Source organism: Pollutimonas nitritireducens, assembly GCF_002849615.1.
Lineage (GTDB): Bacteria > Pseudomonadota > Gammaproteobacteria > Burkholderiales > Burkholderiaceae_B > Pollutimonas > Pollutimonas nitritireducens.
Map to the genome: position 1 here is coordinate 13,162 of NZ_PDNV01000005.1, position 18,765 is coordinate 31,926.

At 57.0% G+C, this 18,765-nt stretch carries 21 protein-coding genes and 1 pseudogene; 15 read left to right on the forward strand and 7 right to left on the reverse strand.

Annotated features, from left to right (window positions below; all coding sequences use genetic code 11):
* Positions 1 to 20: 20 nt before the first annotated feature.
* Both CR155_RS08085 and CR155_RS08090 read right to left on the reverse strand, forming a co-directional pair.
* Positions 21 to 380 (reverse strand): annotated as a pseudogene (locus CR155_RS08085) (DUF2784 domain-containing protein); the annotation flags it as partial.
* A 52-nt stretch (positions 381 to 432) separates the two neighbouring features.
* Positions 433 to 1,278, reverse strand: coding sequence for an aldo/keto reductase (locus CR155_RS08090; RefSeq protein ID WP_102069513.1), 846 nt, complete (start codon positions 1,276 to 1,278; stop codon positions 433 to 435).
* Between the two features lie 155 nt (positions 1,279 to 1,433).
* Between CR155_RS08090 and CR155_RS08095 the strand changes: the two genes are divergently transcribed.
* Together CR155_RS08095 and CR155_RS08100 are read left to right on the forward strand one after the other, a co-directional pair.
* Entirely contained in the window at positions 1,434 to 2,465 is a 1,032-nt protein-coding gene (locus CR155_RS08095) for an acyltransferase (RefSeq protein ID WP_158238249.1), read from the forward strand.
* Positions 2,466 to 2,565: 100 nt separating this feature from the next.
* A complete protein-coding gene (locus CR155_RS08100; protein ID WP_102069515.1) occupies positions 2,566 to 2,772 on the forward strand; it encodes a dodecin in 207 nt (68 codons plus the stop codon).
* Between the two features lie 5 nt (positions 2,773 to 2,777).
* On the opposite strand, the gene CR155_RS08105 is transcribed toward CR155_RS08100, so the two are convergent.
* From CR155_RS08105 to CR155_RS08115, 3 genes are all read right to left on the reverse strand, one after another.
* Positions 2,778 to 3,521 carry a Mut7-C RNAse domain-containing protein gene (locus CR155_RS08105; RefSeq protein WP_102069516.1) on the reverse strand — a complete coding sequence of 248 codons (744 nt, stop codon included), beginning with the start codon at positions 3,519 to 3,521 and terminating at the stop codon, positions 2,778 to 2,780.
* A 45-nt stretch (positions 3,522 to 3,566) separates the two neighbouring features.
* Positions 3,567 to 4,292, reverse strand: a complete 726-nt coding sequence (locus CR155_RS08110) for a hypothetical protein (protein ID WP_102069517.1) — start codon at positions 4,290 to 4,292, stop codon at positions 3,567 to 3,569.
* Between the two features lie 83 nt (positions 4,293 to 4,375).
* On the reverse strand, positions 4,376 to 4,819 hold the full coding sequence (locus CR155_RS08115) for an Lrp/AsnC family transcriptional regulator (RefSeq protein WP_102069518.1): 444 nt from the start codon (positions 4,817 to 4,819) through the stop codon (positions 4,376 to 4,378).
* Between the two features lie 132 nt (positions 4,820 to 4,951).
* Between CR155_RS08115 and CR155_RS08120 the strand changes: the two genes are divergently transcribed.
* The 7 genes from CR155_RS08120 to CR155_RS08150 all read left to right on the forward strand — a co-directional run bounded on the left by CR155_RS08120 (position 4,952) and on the right by CR155_RS08150 (position 10,717).
* Positions 4,952 to 5,842, forward strand: a complete 891-nt coding sequence (locus CR155_RS08120; protein WP_102069519.1) for a DMT family transporter — start codon at positions 4,952 to 4,954, stop codon at positions 5,840 to 5,842.
* 151 nt (positions 5,843 to 5,993) lie between these two features.
* Positions 5,994 to 6,752 (forward strand): SDR family oxidoreductase, encoded by a 759-nt coding sequence (locus CR155_RS08125; protein ID WP_102069520.1) that lies wholly within the window; start codon positions 5,994 to 5,996, stop codon positions 6,750 to 6,752.
* Between the two features lie 16 nt (positions 6,753 to 6,768).
* Positions 6,769 to 7,329, forward strand: coding sequence for a DUF924 family protein (locus CR155_RS08130; protein WP_102069827.1), 561 nt, complete (start codon positions 6,769 to 6,771; stop codon positions 7,327 to 7,329).
* 26 nt (positions 7,330 to 7,355) lie between these two features.
* Positions 7,356 to 7,715: a CidA/LrgA family protein gene (locus CR155_RS08135; RefSeq protein ID WP_102069521.1), complete on the forward strand. Its 360-nt coding sequence runs from the start codon at positions 7,356 to 7,358 to the stop codon at positions 7,713 to 7,715.
* Entirely contained in the window at positions 7,712 to 8,437 is a 726-nt protein-coding gene (locus CR155_RS08140; RefSeq protein ID WP_102069522.1) for an LrgB family protein, read from the forward strand. Before CR155_RS08135 ends, CR155_RS08140 begins: the two co-directional genes overlap by 4 nt.
* 76 nt (positions 8,438 to 8,513) lie before the next feature.
* Positions 8,514 to 10,172, forward strand: coding sequence for an acyl-CoA synthetase (locus CR155_RS08145; RefSeq protein ID WP_102069523.1), 1,659 nt, complete (start codon positions 8,514 to 8,516; stop codon positions 10,170 to 10,172).
* A 62-nt stretch (positions 10,173 to 10,234) separates the two neighbouring features.
* Entirely contained in the window at positions 10,235 to 10,717 is a 483-nt protein-coding gene (locus CR155_RS08150) for a YajQ family cyclic di-GMP-binding protein (protein ID WP_102069524.1), read from the forward strand.
* Positions 10,718 to 10,756: 39 nt separating this feature from the next.
* Here CR155_RS08150 and CR155_RS08155 read toward each other — a convergent pair whose 3' ends face one another.
* Both CR155_RS08155 and CR155_RS08160 read right to left on the reverse strand, forming a co-directional pair.
* The gene (locus CR155_RS08155) at positions 10,757 to 11,518 is read right to left on the reverse strand and encodes an ABC transporter permease (RefSeq protein ID WP_102069525.1); all 762 of its coding nucleotides are present in this window, start codon (positions 11,516 to 11,518) and stop codon (positions 10,757 to 10,759) included.
* A complete protein-coding gene (locus CR155_RS08160) occupies positions 11,515 to 12,438 on the reverse strand; it encodes an ABC transporter ATP-binding protein (RefSeq protein WP_102069526.1) in 924 nt (307 codons plus the stop codon). The genes CR155_RS08155 and CR155_RS08160 overlap by 4 nt, the downstream gene beginning before the upstream one ends.
* 80 nt (positions 12,439 to 12,518) lie before the next feature.
* On the opposite strand from CR155_RS08160, the gene CR155_RS08165 reads away from it, so the two are divergent.
* The 6 genes from CR155_RS08165 to CR155_RS08190 all read left to right on the forward strand — a co-directional run bounded on the left by CR155_RS08165 (position 12,519) and on the right by CR155_RS08190 (position 18,735).
* Entirely contained in the window at positions 12,519 to 14,003 is a 1,485-nt protein-coding gene (locus CR155_RS08165) for an NAD(P)H-hydrate dehydratase (protein ID WP_102069527.1), read from the forward strand.
* An 86-nt stretch (positions 14,004 to 14,089) separates the two neighbouring features.
* Entirely contained in the window at positions 14,090 to 14,938 is an 849-nt protein-coding gene (locus tag CR155_RS08170; RefSeq protein WP_102069528.1) for an HAD family hydrolase, read from the forward strand.
* Position 14,939: 1 nt separating this feature from the next.
* Entirely contained in the window at positions 14,940 to 15,431 is a 492-nt protein-coding gene (tadA, locus tag CR155_RS08175) for a tRNA adenosine(34) deaminase TadA (protein ID WP_255399232.1), read from the forward strand.
* 79 nt (positions 15,432 to 15,510) lie between these two features.
* Positions 15,511 to 16,482 carry an LD-carboxypeptidase gene (locus tag CR155_RS08180; protein ID WP_102069529.1) on the forward strand — a complete coding sequence of 324 codons (972 nt, stop codon included), beginning with the start codon at positions 15,511 to 15,513 and terminating at the stop codon, positions 16,480 to 16,482.
* A 54-nt stretch (positions 16,483 to 16,536) separates the two neighbouring features.
* Complete coding sequence (locus tag CR155_RS08185) at positions 16,537 to 18,138, forward strand: ABC-F family ATPase (RefSeq protein WP_102069530.1); 1,602 nt, start codon at positions 16,537 to 16,539, stop codon at positions 18,136 to 18,138.
* Between the two features lie 12 nt (positions 18,139 to 18,150).
* Complete coding sequence (locus CR155_RS08190; RefSeq protein WP_102069531.1) at positions 18,151 to 18,735, forward strand: IMPACT family protein; 585 nt, start codon at positions 18,151 to 18,153, stop codon at positions 18,733 to 18,735.
* Positions 18,736 to 18,765: the final 30 nt, after the last annotated feature.

Below are 18,765 nucleotides of genomic sequence, written 5' to 3' on the forward strand. Positions count from 1 at the left end.
GTGGGCCGAGCAGAATCCTGGCGCCTTCTGCGGTGGTACAAAAGGACATAGACAACAAGGTTGGCGACAATAAGTAGTACCGCCAATAGCGTTTGCAGCTGTCGCGTGAGACCCGGAGGATATATCGCCACCAGCAGGTAGTGTTCAATAAACCCGCTGGCGTATCCATTGTTGCCCGCCATCTGGCGTAACGTGTTTTCCGATGGAGTCAACGGACAGGTCCAGCCCATTCCTATGACGGCTGCGCCCCACGCGAGCGCGGGCATATGCAGGAGGACGATCCATGGCTTCCATAATGCGAGCACGCCGCCGAAAACCACAAACATGATGAATGAGGCATGCACCAGTAGAACCAGATCGGCAAGAGCCTGGTAGATCATTGCAGTTTCCCGCTCAATTGGATACGCAGGCGTGCCAAACCACCGTGGACCTTCAGATGACAGGTAGAAATTCAGGGCGGGCGCCGCGGGGGAACGCCAGATCCAGACGCGCGATTTCATCGCTGGAAAGCGTGATGTCCCCGGCGGCGGCGTTCTGTTCAAGATGCGCTGCCTGGATCGCTTTGGGAATGACGAATACCGATGACGCACGCGTCAGGAAGGCCAATGCTATTTGCTGTGGGGTCGCACCGCGGGCCCGCGCGATCTCGTTCAGCGTCATGCCCGCCGGTGTCGTCGATTCAGGGAAGGCGTTATGTCCCAATGGACTATATGCCACGACGGCAACATTGTTGGCGTCGCACCAGGGAATGACGTCATGTTCGATGGCACGTTCCCCCAGATGGTAAAGCACCTGATTGCAGGCCAGGCGTCCCCGTCCCAGCAGGGCCAGTGCCTCGTCCAGATCGTCGACATCGAAATTGCTGACGCCAAACGACAGGATTTTGCCCTGTTTTTGCAGGCTTTCGAATGCGGAGAAAGTTTCCTCAAGAGGGTAAGAGCCACGCCAATGCAACAGATAGCAGTCGAGGTGGTCTGTGCCCAAGCGCTTCAGGGAGCTTTCGCACGCCGCGCGCGTACCGTGACGGGAGGCATTCTCCGGCAACACTTTGGATACCAGAAAAGCATCATCGCGCCGCCCGCGGATTGCTTCCCCAACCACGCGTTCCGCGGCGCCGGAGCCATACATTTCTGCTGTGTCGATATGGCGCATGCCAAGTTCGAGGCCGAGTCGGATTGCGGAAACGGCGGCGCTGCGCTGCGCGTTGTCGATATACCAGGTTCCCTGTCCAATGACTGGAACCCGGTGGCCTGTGGTGCCGAACAAATGTTGATGCATGGTGTTGTAGACCCCCGTTGTTCGCCGGGGCGTTTGACCGCTGGTAACACCCGGACATAGGCAATGGCACATCGAAACGCCGGTTTATGTTACTACTGAACGCGGCGCCTGCGGGAGATCCCCAGGCGCCGTTTTGCAGTGAACAGGAACCAGGCATGACAAAAAGCAGTTTCAGTACCGGTATGGATACCGCACGAGTAGGTGCGTGTTTCATGGTGATCGTCTTACATGTGGCGGCAGTCAATTTCAGTATCTTCGACGACCAGTGGTGGGCGTCCAACTTCTACGATTCGCTCACGCGCAGTTGCGTCCCGGTGTTTCTTATGATTTCGGGCGTGTTGCTATTGAACAGGCACGAAGATATTCCGGTGTTTTTCACCAAGCGTTTTGCGCGAATTCTGCCACCGTTGCTGTTCTGGTCCTTGTTCTACATGACATGGAATGCATGGCAGGGCAGGGGCTATGGTGCCTGGACGCAATGGGTGAAGGCGGTGGCCAGTGGCCCCGTCGTTTTTCACTTATGGTATCTGTACGCAATACTCGGCATTTATCTGTTCGTACCGTTGCTGCGGCGTATCTGGTCTTCGTCGCAAACGTCCGATAAAAGAGCATTTTTATTGCTTTGGATGCTTGTCTCGGGATGGCCCATTGTAGGGGCCGGTTTCGGACTAGACCGCGATTTTTCGCTGTTGTCGTCGGCGACGCCGGTGATAGGACTTATGGGTTACCTGTTCCTGGGCGCCTATGTTTACGAGGTATATCAGAATAAGCTCTCCAAGGTCCAATACTGGTGGGCGAGTGCCGGCCTCTTCGTGGTCTTCAGCGTGCTGACGATGGTGGCGACTTTTGTTTACTCCACGCATGTCAAGGCACCCGATGCCCTGTTCTACGATTATCTATCACCCTTGGTCATGGCGGCGTCCGTTTGCATTTTCAATGTCCTGTACGGCCTGGGCAGCGCGCTGCGTCCCTATGCGGCGGCGTTGAATCGCATATCGGCTTGCACGTTGGGCATCTACTGCATCCATATATTCGTAATGGACCGATTCGAAGCCATGACCGGTCTTCTCGGTTCTGGCGAATCGTCCTGGTGGTCTATCCCGTTTATGGCAACTCTGGTGTTCGGCGTATCACTGAGCATCATCATGGTACTCAGGCGCTTTCGGCCGTTCCTGCATGTGACCTGAGTGCGATTGCTTATGTCGCGGCGATGGAGGGCACTTGTGGTTCATGGGCAAAGCACCTAACATGGGACGCGTACCTTTCCCTCGTCCAAGGAGTGTAGCCATGACCAATCACGTCTATAAGCAACTCGAACTGACTGGATCGTCCAGCGTAGGAATTGAAGACGCGATCAGCAGCGCTATCGCGAAAGCGCACGAGACCGTGCGCAATATCCAGTGGTTCAACGTCACCGAAACGCGCGGTCATGTCACTGACGGCAAGGTGGCGCACTGGCAGGTATCAATAAAGGTGGGCTTTACACTGGAATAATGGTATCAGTGCGTCCGCATTGTTTCATCGAGCAATGCCCGCATGCGCTGCCAATGCGATCCTTGCCAGAATATTCCCTTGCAGACATCGCAAGTGCTGAATTCTTCATAGATTGCCCGTGTGCGTGGGGGAATCAGATGTAATACTGCATCCTTGTCAATGGGTCGCAAGGGCGCATTGCACTTGAGGCATAAGGAAAAGGGGCGGGCACTACTGGTCAAGTCCAACCTGTCTACGACCTCGCGGAATTGCTGCTCCGATCGCAACGCCCTTACGTAGCAGCCATGGGTAATGCTGCGGCGTTTCAGCAATTCGCGATCACGTGACAATACGATGCGATGCTGCGTGGCGGCAATCGCCTCGATCTCGTCATCTTGATAGTTGTTCTTATAGAGTGTGTCGAACCCGGCCAGTCGCAATAGCGGCGCCAGACCGCCCAGATGCGCGTCGGCAATGAAACGCAAGTCGCGTAACGGATGTGCGCGCACGCGTAGCAGCGCGCTCACGTCCAAGGTTTCGAATTTTGGGTACACGGCCACACGATCACCGTTGTCCAATATTTTGTCGAAACTCGTCGATATGCCGTTGACCAGCACGAGTTCCACTTCCGTATGAGGTACGCCCAGCGCCTCTATCATGTGCTTGACCGTGGCGGCGCGAGCGCAAGGCATATCAAAAGCCCGTCGGCGCCGTTCAGGCGCCAGGAAGTCGTTGAGCTCTTCGTAGAATCGGAAGGTAGCGGTGACCATGGCGCTCCGCGTCGGTAATCCAGTCACTCTTGCGCGGCCGGCGCCTCACCGGACAGGCAGGAAATTGAAGAAAAGCAGTCCCTGCATATAGTTGATGCCGACACGCCGAAGATTTTCATCCAGCAGGTTGGCCACGAGATCCAGGCGACCTACTAGTTGTCCAAACTCGCGTTCAAAGCTCAGATTGGAGATTGCATCTGTTATTTCGTTTGCAAGCAGCAAAGGCTTGCCGCCAGCGTCGCGGCGGGTTGCCAGCAACCACGCCGCAATCTCGACGTTTCTCGCCGCATTATAGACATGCTGTGCGTTCAACACATCGGTGGCATAAAAGCGGGTCTTGCCATTGTGCGCGCGCACAACCATGTCGGACAAGCCGAAGATAAGCGTGCCTGCTCGATCGCCCTGATAAGCTGGATCCAGCGCCAGGGAGAGAATTTCAATATCGTGTAGCGCGGCCAGATCGGCAGGACCCTGACCGCTACGGATGGCCTCCCGCCCCTCTCGCACAGCCTCCGCAAGGCTTTGGGCCCCGGTCTTGCGCCATTCACCTGGGTTCCGTCTATAGAGCTTTTCCAGCAAACGGCTCAGACTGTCCAGGTTGTCGCGCATGGCGATAGTGACGGTACGGTTGAAGTCGGTTTGCCCAAGCTGATCGAAAGACATTTCCTCGTCGCGGGGTTGGGAAGTGCCATGTTGTGCCTGGGATCCCATGCAGCCCGACAAAACCAGAGCCGTTGCCAGAATTACCCATGCCACGCTGCATCGCTTCATGCCGCTGCCGTCCTGAGTCCGCTTTATCGTTAGACCCGTCGTAGTTAAGTCGATCATAATGTGTAATGGGTAATCGTTGCTGTCTATCGTTCAGTCAGCGGCGGCAAACGCCGCTTGACCGGCGTGGTCTTGACAATGGCTGTATTGGTTTCAGCCTGATTGGCAAGCTTGTCCAGGATGGTATCCAGTTGTTCCATGGAACGTACATTCAATCGTGCAACGAAGCAATCTTCGCCCGTCACCTTGTCGCATTCGGTAAATTGCGGAATAGCCTGGATTTGGCGTTCGACTGAATGCAATTGGCCAGGAAGGGGGCGTATCCGGACGATCGCCTGTAGAAGATAGCCAAATGCCTTTGGGTCGACCATTACGGTGTAGCCAGTAAGGACTCCACGCTCTTCAAGACGCCGCAGACGTTCCGCGACGCTGGGTGAGGACAGTCCGCTGGCGCGGGCCAGCGCTTTGAGGGAAAGCCGTGAGTCTTCCATGAGCGCGGCTATGAGAATACGGTCGATTTCGTCGTGCATTTTATTAAATAGGAGGAACCCCGATTTTGATGCCTGATAAAAAGGTGAACAGTGTGTTCCACCTAATTTTAGCCATGGATGGCCAGCCTGGAAAGCGTCAAACTTTGCCTGTCTGAATAAAGGAGTCTGGCGATGGTAAATCAAGTTAAATGCGGCTCAATCGAAATGGCCGCCGCCATGGTGATTTCTGGCACTATCGGCTGGTTTGTATTGATGTCGGGACAGCCCGTGCTGGATGTCGTATTTTGGCGTTGCGTGTTCGGTGCTCTTACCTTGCTGTTGATATGCGGGCTGATGGGATTCCTGCGTCCCGGCCTGATAACCTGGTCGGTCTTTGGGATTGCCGTTGCTAGCGGGGGCGCCATCGTGGGAAACTGGGTGCTCTTGTTTGCCGCGTATTCCGGCGCCTCGATCGGCATTGCCACGGCGGTCTACAACACACAGCCGTTCATGCTCGTCGCCTTGGGAGCCATATTCCTGGGCGAGCGCATTACATTGGACAAAATGATGTGGCTTAGCCTAGCTTTTATTGGCATGCTGGCCATCACCCAGTCGCACGGCACCACAGGCGGCGGACACGCCTACTTGATGGGTATTGCGCTGGCTCTGGCGGCGGCCTTTCTTTATGCCATCGCGGCCTTGCTGGTCAAACGGCTGACGGGTACTCCGCCACACCTGATCGCCCTGATCCAGGTTTGTACGGGCATCCTGCTTCTCGCGCCGTTTGCGGAGGTTTCTGCTCTGCCTGAACAGACAGCGCTGGCCTGGATCATGCTGCTGTCGATGGGCGTCATACACACCGGGCTGATGTATGTACTGCTCTACGGCGCCATCCAGAAGCTGCCCACCGCGTTGACGGGTGCTTTATCGTTTATCTATCCTGTTGTCGCAATCCTGGTCGACTGGGCAGCGTTCGGCCATCGCCTGCAGTGGCTGCAGTGGTTCGGAGTCGCTGCCATTCTTCTTGCGACGGCAGCGATGCGGCAGGGCTGGACATTGGGGCGGCATCGTGCCGTGCCTTGACGTGCAAATCCGTCACGACCATCGCGACGGCGAAGAGGGGCGCCCGGCCCCATCCGGAAATGCCGGTATGGACACCCAACATAAGAAGCTCCTGTGGTGCTCACGTGTATGATTGCAAGCTACCGATTTGATACTCCAGGGAGCAATAATAATGGACAAGACAGCAGGAATAGCGGTAGTAACGGGGGCGGGCAGCGGCATCGGCCGCGCCGTGGCGTTGGAGCTTCTCGCCAATAATTATCAAGTCGTACTGGCCGGTCGTCGTGCCGATGCGCTGGAGCAGACGCGCGAGATGGCAGCAAATAATGGATCGCGCGCCGTGTCGATTCCCACCGACGTCACTGATGAACAGTCCGTCCATGCCTTGTTCGCCCGTATAGAAAACGACTTTGGTCGACTTGACCTCTTGTTCAATAATGCGGGGCGCGGCGCTCCCGCTGTGCCCATCGAGGACCTGCCCATTGAGACCTGGCGCGCCGTGGTTGACGTGAACCTGACCGGCATGTTCCTGTGCGCGCAATCAGCCATACGCTTGATGAAAAAGCAACAACCGCAAGGGGGGCGCATTATCAATAACGGTTCGATTTCGTCCCACGCGCCCAGGCCATACTCGATAGCGTATACGGCCACCAAGCATGCAGTCTCGGGTCTGACGAAATCAATTTCGCTCGACTGCCGTCCCTACCATATCGCCTGCGGGCAGATCGATATTGGCAACGCCGCCACCGAAATGACCGATCGCATGACGGCCGGTGTGTTGCAGGCGGATGGCAGCACGCGGGCCGAACCTCGCATGGATGTCGCCCATGTCGGCCGCGTGGTGGCGCACATGGCCCAGCTGCCACTCGACGCCAATGTACAGAACATCACCATCATGGCGACCAATATGCCCTTTGTCGGGCGCGGCTGATCGTCCAGGGCAGATCATGACCATACAAGATAGCGTTCACAGTGAATCCCCCAACGGCATACTTTCATTCTGGCAGGCAGCCGGGCCGCCGCGGTGGTTCAAGAAAGACACGATTTTCGACCAGGACTTCCGCAATCGGTTCCTACCATTGCACCTGGCAGCGGCACGACGCGAACTGGACCACTGGCAACGCAGTGCCGACGGCGGGTTGGCGCTGCTGATTCTCCTGGATCAATTTCCCAGGAATGCGTTCCGGGACACCGCCCACATGTTCGCTACCGATGAGCTGGCCCGCTATTTCGCGACGGCTATGGTGGGTTCCGGCCTGGACCAGGATATTGAGCCGGCGTTGCGCGTCTTTTGCTATCTGCCTTTTGAACACTCCGAATCCCTGGCCGACCAGGAGCGCTCGCTGGCCCTTCAGGTCGATATGGACCCCTCGACACGCGCGTTTGCGGAAGAACACCACCGTATCATCGCGCGGTTCGGCCGATTTCCCCATCGCAACCGTTTGCTGGGACGTATAACCACGGCAGCCGAGCAGGAATACCTGGAAGCCGGCGGATTCGCCGGCTAGCCGTATAGCCAGGGAAGGAGATCTTCATGCCGGTTTTAACCGCCATTGCTGCGTTGTTCATCATGCAATTCCTTGGCGAAGTCGTGGTGCGCCTGACTGGCCTGCCTGTACCCGGGCCTCTGGCGGGAATGCTGCTCATGCTGGTCGCGTTGATTTTTCATGGAAGGGTGCCGGTGGGTCTTCGCGATACTTGTCATCATCTACTCAAGCACCTGATGCTGCTGTTCATCCCTCTGGTGGCCGGAATCATGCTGCACTTCGGGCCGCTGGCTGATGAATGGATTCCCTTCCTGCTGGCGTGCATTGGAGGTGTTGCGCTTACCATCGTGGCCACTGCACTCAGTTTTCGCTGGATGCTCAGGCGGTCACGGGCGCCAGGTTCATGAGCGAAACGTTCCAAACCCTATGGGCTTTCCTGGTCGATTCCAGGCTTTTCTGGTTGACACTGACCTTGCTGTCGTACCTCTTGGCAGCCGCCGTGTATCAGCGCAGCGGCGGAAATCCCCTGTTGTTGCCAGTATTGACGGCCGTGGTGCTCATCGTGCTGGTGCTGACTGCGACCAACACGCCGTACGCCTTGTATGCGGAACACACAAGCTTCCTGCCTTTCCTCATCGGCCCCGCCACTGTGGCTCTTGCTGTACCGCTGTATGCGCAACTACCGCGACTGAAGCGCTTATGGTCGCCCATACTGGTTGCTTTAATGGTCGGTTCCAGCACGGCCATTCTCTCTGCGATCTTGATTGCGCGGATGCTGGGCGCATCCATCCAGACGCAGCTGTCGCTGGCACCAAAGTCTGCGACCATGCCTATTGCCATGGAGGTTACCGCCTTGAGCGGAGGATCCCCTTCACTGACGACAGTTGCCGTGGCCATTACCGGTATCGCAGGCGCCATCATGGCGGGGTGGCTACTGACGCTTCTGCGGCTGAACGACCCCCGGGTCGAAGGATTTGCGCTAGGCTTGAGTGCACACGCAATCGGCACGGCGCGAGCTTTCCAGTCCAGCGATACGGCCGGCGCATTTGCCGCATTGGGCATGGGGCTGAACGGGGTCGTAACCGCAATACTGGTGCCCTTACTGCTAAGCGTAATGGCATTGTTCTAGGTCATTACCTGAAGCCGCTTCAAATAGTATTATCCTGATAACGAGCACTGCCACAGAATAATTAAAGGAGACCAGAATGCCCAGCATTTTTGACCAGGATCTGCCCCAGACACCGGCGAATCACGCCTCGATTTCGCCCTTGTCATTTATCGAACGGTCCGCCAGCGCCTATCCGCAACGTCTTGCCATTGTGCATGGCAGTGGTCCCGATACCTTGCGACGCACTTGGTCCGAGCTTTATGATCGTTGCCGCCAATTGGCCAGCGCGCTTGAAAGAAGCGGCGTGTCGAAAGGCCATACGGTCGCCGTCATGCTGCCCAATACCCCGGAAATGGTCGAGGTTCATTTTGGCGTACCCATGACCGGTGCGGTACTGAACACGATCAATACACGTCTCGACCCGCAAACCGTCGCCTTCATGCTGGACCACGGGGAAGCGCGGACTGTCATCGTGGATACGGAATTTGCGCCAGTGATGTCCAAGGCATTGGCCTTGCGCAGTTCCGCATCACCCATACAAGTGATCGATGTAATCGATAGCTTGTATGGCGGCGATGCGAAAGCTATAGGCAGCATCGACTACGAGACCTTCATTGCCGATGGCGACCCCCACTATGCGTGGCAATTGCCCGAGAACGAGTGGGATGCCATTGCCCTGAACTACACCAGCGGCACTACCGGCAACCCCAAGGGTGTCGTGTATCACCATCGCGGCGCGGCAACCGCCGCCATTTCCAACATTCTCGAATGGGATATGCCCAAACATGCCGTTTATCTCTGGACGCTGCCCATGTTTCATTGCAACGGCTGGTGCTTTCCGTGGGCGATTGCCGCGCGCGCGGGAGTCAACGTATGCCTGCGCAAGGTCGAAGCCAAAGCCATATTCGACGCAATCAGGGAACATGGTGTGACGCATTATTGCGGTGCCCCCATCGTGCACAGCTTGCTCGTCAACGCGCCCGGTGCCATGAAAGAGGGGGTGCCGCAAGGGGTCAAAGCCATGGTCGCAGGGGCGGCTCCGCCGGCTTCCATGATCGAAGGCATGGAACGTCTCGGTTTTGACTTGCTGCATGTTTACGGTCTGACAGAAACCTACGGCCCGGCCACCGTGTGTGCCAAGCACGACGAATGGAACGATCTCGACATTGGCGAGCGCGCGCGCCTTAATTCGCGTCAAGGCATCAATTACCACCTTGAGCGCGGCATCGCGGTAATGGACCCGCAAACCATGCAGCCGGTACCGGCTGATGGCGAAACCATGGGCGAAATCATGTTTCGAGGCAATATTGCCATGAAAGGCTACCTGAAGAACCCGAAAGCGACGCAGGAAGCGCTGGCAGGCGGATGGTTTCATAGCGGCGACCTGGCCGTGATGGATCCGGACGGCTATGTGAAGATCAAAGATCGCAGCAAAGACATCATTATTTCAGGGGGTGAGAATATATCGTCCATTGAGGTCGAGGACGTCCTTTACCGTCATCCCGATATCCTCGCCGCAGCGGTCGTGGCGCGTTCGGACACACGTTGGGGCGAAACGCCATGTGCATTCGTCGAACTGAAGGAAGGCGCCGAGACGACCACAGAGGCAATTATCGAACACTGCAAGAAGCATCTTGCCGGATTCAAAGTGCCGCGCGCCGTTGTATTCTGCGAGCTTCCAAAGACTTCCACCGGAAAGATACAGAAATTCGAATTGCGCAAGCAGGCTGAATTGCTTGCCGCCACACCGGGCTAAGCTGCTGTGGCGGTCTAATTCCGTATACTAGACTATTGTTTTTTTTTTCTTGGAATCCTGGTATGCCTACATTTGATGTCGTCTCAGAAGTTGACAAGCATGAACTCAGCAACGCTGTCGATCAAGCCAGCCGCGAATTGGTCACACGATTTGACTTCAAAGGCACCGACGCCAAATTCGAGCTTGATGGTTTCGTGGTCACGCAGTCCGCCTCCAGCGTTTTTCAATTGAATCAGATGCTCGACATCCTGCGTGGCCGTCTGTCGGCGCGCGGCATCGATGTGCGGTGCCTGGATGTCGCTCCCCCCCTGGAAAACCTGGGCGGCGCGCGCCAGAAGATCACGATCAAGCAGGGTATCGAGCAGGCCATCTCCAAGAAGCTCATTGCAGCGCTCAAGGCGGACAAGCTGAAAGTCGAAGCCCAGATCAACGGCGAAAAACTGCGCATCAGCGGCAAGAAACGCGACGATCTCCAGGCTGCTATTGCCGTGCTCAAGAAAGCCGACGTCGAATTGCCGCTGCAGTTCGAGAATTTCCGGGACTGACACGCGCACCGTTCGACCCCGGCCGGCACGCAACGCCGGTCAGTTCTTGAGCCGGTATCCCGACTTGAATATCCAGTAGACCAGGGCCAGGCATACGGCCAGGAAAAACACCGTCATGCCCAGGCTTACAAAAACATTGACGTCGGCAATGCCGTAGAAACTCCATCGGAAGCCGCTGATCAGGTACACAACCGGATTGAACAGGGTGACGGTCTGCCAGAAGGGCGGCAGCATATTGATGGAATAAAAGCTTCCGCCCAGGAATGTCAGCGGGGTGACGATCAATAAAGGCACCAGCTGCAACTTTTCGAAGCCGTCGGCCCAAATTCCTATAATGAAACCGAACAGGCTGAATGTGACCGCCGTGAGAACCAGGAACAGCAACATCCAGAAGGGATGGTCTATTTGCAAGGGCACGAAAAATCCGGCGGTGGCCAGGATGATGGCGGCAAGAATTATGGATTTGGTCGCCGCCGCCCCGACATATGCCAATGTGATCTCGGCATAGGAAACCGGTGCCGACAGGATTTCGTAGATAGTGCCAGAGAACTTCGGAAAATAAATGCCAAATGATGCATTCGATATGCTCTGCGTCAGCAGTGAAAGCATGATCAGTCCTGGTACGATGAAAGCTCCGTAGCTAATACCGTCCACCTCGGTAATCCGGTGTCCGATGGCAGCGCCGAATACGACAAAATACAAAGACGTGGAAATGACCGGCGCGACAATGCTTTGCAGCAGGGTACGCCAGGTCCTGGCCATTTCGAATGCGTAGATCGCGCGGATTGCATGGATATTCATGGGTTTCGAACCAATTTCACAAAGATTTCTTCAAGCGACGTCTGTTTCGTTTCCAGGTCTCGGAATCGTATGCCGGCGGTGGTCAGGTCCTGAAAGAGCGCGATGATATCGTTGTGCTGACGCTGGGTATCATAGGTATAGGTCAACGTGGTGCCATCGGTGGATAGCTCCAGCTGGTAGGCGCCAAGCGATTCGGGCAATGCATATAGGGGCTGGGGCAGGTGCAGTATCAGTAGTTTCTTGCCCAGTTTGTGCATGAGTTCCGTTTTGTCTTCGACCAGTATGATTTCGCCATTGTTGATGACGCCGACCCGATCGGCCATTTCTTCCGCTTCTTCGATGTAGTGGGTCGTAAGAATGACCGTAACGCCCGTGTCCCGCAAAGAACGCACCACTTGCCACATTTCCTGCCGAAGCGATACGTCTACCCCGGCCGTGGGCTCGTCGAGAAACAGAATTTGAGGTTCATGTGACAACGCCTTGGCAATCAGTACGCGGCGCTTCATCCCGCCTGAAAGCGTGATAAGTTTGTTGTCTTTCTTGTTCCACAGCGACAGGGCGCGTAGAGTTTTCTGTATATGTTCGGGATTGGGTGGCTTGCCGAACAGGCCGCGGCTGAAGCTCACGGTGTCCCAGACGGACTCGAAGGCATCGGTGGTAAGCTCTTGCGGCACCAGACCGATTTTGGAGCGCGCCAGGCGATACTCACGCACGATATCGTGGCCATCGGCCAGCACCGTTCCCGATGAGGGGTTCACCAGCCCACAGATTATGCTGATAAGCGTGGTTTTGCCGGCGCCGTTGGGCCCGAGCAGCGCAAATATCTCACCGCGGCGTATGTCCAGATTTATATTTTTGAGCGCCTGGAAACCCGAAGCGTAGGTCTTGTTCAGATTGGATACCGAAATGACGGGTGACATAATGAATTCCGAATTCGACTAGGGCACAATACCATAATCGGAACCCTGATCGACCCCACAACCGGGACTGGATGTCATTCATGTTCTCTTGCAAGTCAGCATTGCTTACCCCGGCCCAAATGGCCGCCGCCGATAGTGCCGCTATTGCCTCGGGCATCAGCGAAATGGCGCTCATGGAAGCCGCCGGTTCGGCGGTGGCCAACGCCGTCGGCGCACGCTGGGGCAAGCGGCCCGTGCTCGTTCTGGCAGGTCCGGGGAATAATGGCGGCGACGGATTCGTCGCCGCTCGCCATCTGCGCGATGCCGGCTGGAACGTCCGGATAGCTTTACTGGGCAGTCTGGAACAGCTGTCCGGTGTTGCGGCAAGGCAGGCGGCTTTATGGAACGACGAAGTCCTCGCACTATCTGTCTACCTGCTCGACGGCACGGCGCTGGTCGTCGACGCTTTATTCGGCGCCGGTTTGACCCGGCCTATCTCCGGTGTAGCGGCCCAACTACTCGAGGCAGTTGCGTCACGCGGCATTCCTGTTTGTGCCATCGATGTTCCCAGCGGCCTCGACGGTGCGAGCGGCCAGCCGCAAGGTGTCGTCGCGAGAGCAGATATTACCGTTACGTTTTTTCGCAAGAAGCCGGGACACGTCCTGATGCCAGGCAGGCTGCTGTGTGGAGAGGTGATACTTGCCGATATTGGCATTCCTGACCGGGTTCTCTCACAGATCGATCCGGCTGTATTCGAGAACTCGCCGGTACTGTGGATGAACGCGTATCCATGGCCTCATATTGATGGCCATAAATACCAGCGTGGCCACGTGCTGGTGGTCGGCGGGGCCACCATGACGGGCGCGGCAAGGCTGTCGGCACTGGCCAGTGCGCGGATCGGCGCCGGGCTGGTTACCGTGGCAGCGCCCGATTCCTCCTGGGCCATATATGCCGCGGCATTGACCAGTATTATGGTGCAGCGCGTCAACGACGTAAGCATGCTGGACCATCTGCTTAGCGACGATCGCAAGAATGCGGTCGTCGTTGGTCCCGGAGCCGGCGTGTCCCACAGCACGCGTGAATACGTGTTGGCGGTGCTGGCGCGCAAGCGTGCGGTGGTGCTCGACGCCGATGCCATCAGCGCGTTTGCGGCGGATCCCCAGTCGCTTTTCAATGCGATAGCGGGTCCCTGCGTGCTTACACCCCATGAAGGCGAATTTGGCCGCTTGTTCAATGTCAACGGAGATAAGCTGGAACGTGCACTCATGGCGGCCAGGCGTAGCGGCGCCGTATTGGTGCTGAAGGGCGCTGATACCATTGTTGCTGCCCCTGACGGACGCGCAGTCATCAACACCAACGCTCCGCCGGACCTCGCGACAGGTGGTACAGGCGACGTCCTTGCCGGCTTCATTGCCGGTCTCGTCGCCCAGGGCATGCCGGCTTTTGACGCCGCAGCCGCGGCCGTATGGCTACACGGCGAGGCCGCGGCGCTTTTCGGCCCGGGCTTGATTTCGGAAGACCTGCCCCAGATACTGCCCCGGGTGCTGCGGCGCCTGAAACGTGCAACACGACACGATATAAGCTGAGCCGCCGTTGTGCGCGCTTTCGTCACCTGCCTCGCTTTATTGGCATAATGCCGGTCTTGCAACGTTAAGCACCAAGAGATACCTGTATGTCCGATGTTATTGCCCTGATCTTCGACTTCGATGACACCCTGGCCCCAGATAGCACGTCAGGTTTTCTGACCGATATCGGGGTGGATGTGCAGCAATTCTGGAAAGCTCAAGTGGACCCGCTGTTGTTCGAGCAAGACTGGGACCCCGTGCCCGCCTACCTGTATCAAATGATCGAACTCTCCAAGAGCGGTACCCACGGGTTGATCGATCAGGACAGGCTCAAGGACTGGGGCAGTCGACTGCCGCTGCACGCAGGTGTGGAATCCCTGTTCGGACGACTCAGGGCCATGGTGAAAGATCATCATCCTCAAGTCCAGCTGGAGTTCTACCTGATTTCCAGTGGTGTCGGCGACGTGGTGCGCCACACATCCATTGCCCATGAATTTACAGATATCTGGGCCTCCGAATTTATTTACGACGCCGACGGAGGCATACATTTTCCCCGACGGGTAGTCAGCTTCACCGATAAAACGCGCTACCTGTTCCATATCCAGAAGGGGATCATCGGCACGGCTTCCCGCAACAAACCATTCGAGGTCAACAAAAAAATTGCCCCCGACAAATTGCGGGTCCCCTTCGAACAAATGATATTCGTTGGCGATGGGTATACAGACATCCCGTGCTTTTCCCTGATCCGACGTTCAGGCGGTGTCGCGTTCGGCGTCTGGGACCCGAAACATCGCGACAAGCGGAGTCGTGCCTGGGGGTTCATCCAGGAAGGGCGAGTTTCCAACCTGAACCAGGCACGCTATGACGAGCAGGCTGAACTTTACCAATGGCTGGAAGAAGCGGTCGAAAGCCTGGCCGGCCGGATCGCCTTGAACAACCGGATCTATCGTGGCTGAAATAGTGTCTCATCAGGCAGTATTCAGCACGGAAGATGAATCGGCCATGCATATCGCAATCCAGCAGGCCGACCTTGCCTGTGCGATTGGTGAAGTGCCCGTAGGCGCGGTGGTGCTGGACGTGGCGGGACGAATAATAGGAAGGGGTTTCAATCGCACCATTACCGATCACGATCCCACCGCTCATGCGGAAATCGTGGCGCTGCGCCAAGCGGCCGCAGCCACGGGCAACTATCGGCTGCCTGGCGCCAGCCTGTTCGTTACATTGGAGCCTTGCGCGATGTGCATGGGGGCCATTTTGCACGCGCGTTTGAGCAGGGTGGTGTACGGTGCCACCGACCCCAAGACAGGTGCCTGCGGCAGCGTACTGTGCGTGCAGGCCTACCCGCAGCTCAATCACCAGACGTCGGTGACCGGCGGCCTGCTGGCGGCTGAATGTGGTGGTCTTCTCAGGCAATTCTTTCGCGAACGGCGACGCAAGACGGCTCCTTGAATAGACCGCGCTGCCGTCGCAGTGCATGGATTATTATGTCTTGCTTTTCCCAACTATTCGCTTGAAGACGAGATCAATAATGACGCACGCGGCGCACGACCACGCTCCTGACCATACCCACGATGAACATGGACACCATCATGAGCACCACGACCTCCCGTCACCTGATGGCATCTACCTGATCTCACCTTCCGGTGCCGTGGCAGATCCGCTGGCGATCGAACTGGCGCGCGAACGCCTGGGTGAACTGGGTTTCAAGACTGCCGTTGACCGTACCGCGCTTGCCGTGCATGAACGCTTTGCGGGTACCGACAAGCAACGCCTGGCCGGCATCGCCCGCGCACTGAAGCAGAAGCATCCTATCGTCATGGCGACCCGCGGTGGCTACGGCCTTAGCCGCTTGCTGCCTTACATCGATTGGACTGCGGTAGCCGACAGCGGAAAAATATTCATAGGTCAAAGTGATTTCACGGTGTTCAGCCTGGCTTTGCTGGCCAGGACAGGTGCAAGCAGCTTTGCGGGGCCGACAGCCGTCTATGATTTCGGTGCGAAAAAGATGGACGATCTCACGGCGGCCCTGTTTGCCGAGACCATGCGGCGCGAACTCGAGGTCTTGAGCTTCGAGTCCCCCGATTCCGATGCGGTTGATGCGCGCGGCCTCTTATGGGGAGGCAATCTTGCCATGGTTGCATCACTGGTCGGTACGTCCTATATGCCTGATATCGATGGCGGCATATTGTTCCTGGAAGACATTGCCGAACATCCCTTCCGGATCGAACGCATGCTTACGCAATTGTGGCATGCCGGGATTCTGGGCCGCCAGCAGGCGATTGTGCTTGGCCGCTTCACCGATTACCGCCTCGCCGCCCACGATAATGGTTTCGATCTCCCGTCTGTCGTCGCCTGGCTGCGCGCCACGGTCAAAGTGCCCGTCATCACTGGTCTGCCGTATGGCCATACCCGGGTCAAGGCCACCTTGCCCATAGGCAAGCAAGTCGGAGTCGCGACCGAAGACGGCATGGCTCATCTGGTGCTCGAAGAGCATTTCTAGGCACAACTTGTTAAACTATCAGGTTATATTGACTTTATTACGTGAAATCTCTAAGTGATCTCCACCGCAAATCTAACCATCCAGTTCGGCCCCAAGCCCTTATTCGAAAACGTCAGTGTCAAATTCGGGGAGGGCAATCGCTACGGCTTGATTGGTGCCAATGGTTCGGGCAAGTCCACCTTCATGAAAATCATCGGGGGCGACCTCGAATCCACTGCCGGCAATGTGTCGCTGGAGCCCGGGGTACGCCTGGGCAAGCTGCGCCAGGATCAGTTCGCATTTGAAGACATCCGGGTGCTGGATGTGGTAATGATGGGTCACGAGGAAATGTGGCAGGTGATGTCGGAGCGGGATGCCATCTATGCAAACCCCGACGCCACGGAAGACGACTACATGCACGCCGCCAATCTCGAGGCGAAGTTCTCGGAATACGACGGCTACACGGCAGAAGCGCGGGCCGGCGAGCTGTTGCTGGGCCTGGAGATTCCGGTTGAGCAGCACAACCAGCCCATGCGCGAGATCGCGCCGGGCTGGAAGTTGCGTGTGCTGCTGGCCCAGGCGCTGTTTTCGAATCCCGATGTACTGCTGCTGGACGAGCCCACCAACAACCTGGACATCAACACCATACGATGGCTGGAAGACGTGCTTAATGGCTACCAAAGCACGATGATCATCATCAGCCATGATCGCCACTTCCTGAACCAAGTGTGCACGCACATGGCCGACCTGGATTACCGCGAGCTGCGCATTTATCCGGGCAACTACGACGACTACATGCTGGCCTCCACGCAGGCCCGCGAACGAGTCTCGTCATCGAACGCCAAGGCCAAAGAACGGGTGGCTGAGCTGCAGGATTTCGTGCGTCGCTTTGCCGCCAACAAGTCCAAGGCACGCCAGGCAACATCGCGACTCAAGCAAATCGACCGCATCAAGGCAGCCGCGGTCGAAGTGAAGCCATCGTCGCGCCAGAATCCCTACATACGCTTTGAACAGACCAAAGTGCTGCACCGCCTCGCCGTAACGATAGACAAGATCAGCAAGTCCTATGACAAGCCTGTTATCAAACCTTTTTCCGCCATGATAGAAGCCGGCGAGAAGGTGGCGATCATTGGCGCCAACGGCGTAGGCAAGACAACGCTGTTGCGGATGCTGGCCGGCGACCTGCAGCCCGATACGGGTTCGATCAAATGGTCTGAAAGCGCTGACATCGGCTACATGGCACAAGACGTATCCGACCAATTCCAGTCCGACAAGACACTGTTCGACTGGCTCAGCGAATATCGCCAGGCGGGCGACGATGATCAATCGATGCGTTCGGTAATGGGTCGCATGCTTTTCTCGGGCGACGATATCGGCAAGGAGGTCAGAGTACTCTCAGGCGGCGAGAAAAACCGCATGAGCTTCGGGCGCCTCATGCTTGGCCGCCACAATGTGATGCTGCTGGACGAGCCCACCAATCACCTAGATATGGAATCGATCGAGTCTCTGCAATTCGCACTCGAAAAGTACGCGGGCACACTTGTGTTCGTTTCTCACGATCGGGAGTTCGTCTCGGGCGTTGCAACGCGCATCATGGAAATCATGCCCAATGGCGAGGTTGCCGACTATCTGGGCGGCTATGAGGACTACCTGGCCTCACGCGGTATCGAGGCCTGATCGGCTGGAGCCATGCCTTATACCTTGACTGGTTTGGCAAGCTACCAGGAAGAAATCAAGAAGAGCCGCTTCACTGTCTTTGCGGCGGCTGCTCAGTCTCCTGCTCAGGCTTTACAGTTTGTTGCCGCGCATAGGGTCGCGGAAGCCACCCACAATTGCTGGGCCTATCGTATTGGAAGCGAATATCGTTTCAGTGACGACGGCGAGCCGGGAGGCACGGCCGGGCGCCCAATACTTAAAGCGATAGAAGGGCAGCAGTATGACCGTGTCGCAGTACTCGTGGTGCGCTGGTTCGGTGGCATCAAGTTGGGTCCAGGCGGCCTGATACGCGCGTATGGCGGCACAGCGGCACAATGTCTGCGACTCGCAGACAAGACTGAACTTATCGATGAGGTGATGGTGGCCTGCCGTTGCGGCTTCGCCGACATGGCGGTAGTCCAGTCCCGTTTTCCCGCGTTCTCGACACGTATCGTCGAAGAGACATTTGACGGCGAAGGCGTTCGATGGACTATCGCGTTTCCGCGGACGCAGGAAGAAGCCCTTGCCCAACTCTTCGTGAATCTTACTCGCGGCCAGGGCAGCTGGTCGCCGGTCTGAGCGTCATTCGTTGTTGACTTCGCTTCCTGA

What these genes read in the sequence shown, in the direction of transcription:
- CR155_RS08090 (WP_102069513.1), bottom strand. Translation starts at nt 1,278, where the DNA reads ATGCATCAACATTTGTTCGGCACCACAGGCCACCGGGTTCCAGTCATT.
- CR155_RS08095 (WP_158238249.1), top strand. Translation starts at nt 1,434, where the DNA reads ATGACAAAAAGCAGTTTCAGTACCGGTATGGATACCGCACGAGTAGGT.
- CR155_RS08100 (WP_102069515.1), top strand. Translation starts at nt 2,566, where the DNA reads ATGACCAATCACGTCTATAAGCAACTCGAACTGACTGGATCGTCCAGC.
- CR155_RS08105 (WP_102069516.1), bottom strand. Translation starts at nt 3,521, where the DNA reads ATGGTCACCGCTACCTTCCGATTCTACGAAGAGCTCAACGACTTCCTG.
- CR155_RS08110 (WP_102069517.1), bottom strand. Translation starts at nt 4,292, where the DNA reads ATGAAGCGATGCAGCGTGGCATGGGTAATTCTGGCAACGGCTCTGGTT.
- CR155_RS08115 (WP_102069518.1), bottom strand. Translation starts at nt 4,819, where the DNA reads ATGCACGACGAAATCGACCGTATTCTCATAGCCGCGCTCATGGAAGAC.
- CR155_RS08120 (WP_102069519.1), top strand. Translation starts at nt 4,952, where the DNA reads ATGGTAAATCAAGTTAAATGCGGCTCAATCGAAATGGCCGCCGCCATG.
- CR155_RS08125 (WP_102069520.1), top strand. Translation starts at nt 5,994, where the DNA reads ATGGACAAGACAGCAGGAATAGCGGTAGTAACGGGGGCGGGCAGCGGC.
- CR155_RS08130 (WP_102069827.1), top strand. Translation starts at nt 6,769, where the DNA reads ATGACCATACAAGATAGCGTTCACAGTGAATCCCCCAACGGCATACTT.
- CR155_RS08135 (WP_102069521.1), top strand. Translation starts at nt 7,356, where the DNA reads ATGCCGGTTTTAACCGCCATTGCTGCGTTGTTCATCATGCAATTCCTT.
- CR155_RS08140 (WP_102069522.1), top strand. Translation starts at nt 7,712, where the DNA reads ATGAGCGAAACGTTCCAAACCCTATGGGCTTTCCTGGTCGATTCCAGG.
- CR155_RS08145 (WP_102069523.1), top strand. Translation starts at nt 8,514, where the DNA reads ATGCCCAGCATTTTTGACCAGGATCTGCCCCAGACACCGGCGAATCAC.
- CR155_RS08150 (WP_102069524.1), top strand. Translation starts at nt 10,235, where the DNA reads ATGCCTACATTTGATGTCGTCTCAGAAGTTGACAAGCATGAACTCAGC.
- CR155_RS08155 (WP_102069525.1), bottom strand. Translation starts at nt 11,518, where the DNA reads ATGAATATCCATGCAATCCGCGCGATCTACGCATTCGAAATGGCCAGG.
- CR155_RS08160 (WP_102069526.1), bottom strand. Translation starts at nt 12,438, where the DNA reads ATGTCACCCGTCATTTCGGTATCCAATCTGAACAAGACCTACGCTTCG.
- CR155_RS08165 (WP_102069527.1), top strand. Translation starts at nt 12,519, where the DNA reads ATGTTCTCTTGCAAGTCAGCATTGCTTACCCCGGCCCAAATGGCCGCC.
- CR155_RS08170 (WP_102069528.1), top strand. Translation starts at nt 14,090, where the DNA reads ATGTCCGATGTTATTGCCCTGATCTTCGACTTCGATGACACCCTGGCC.
- CR155_RS08180 (WP_102069529.1), top strand. Translation starts at nt 15,511, where the DNA reads ATGACGCACGCGGCGCACGACCACGCTCCTGACCATACCCACGATGAA.
- CR155_RS08190 (WP_102069531.1), top strand. Translation starts at nt 18,151, where the DNA reads ATGCCTTATACCTTGACTGGTTTGGCAAGCTACCAGGAAGAAATCAAG.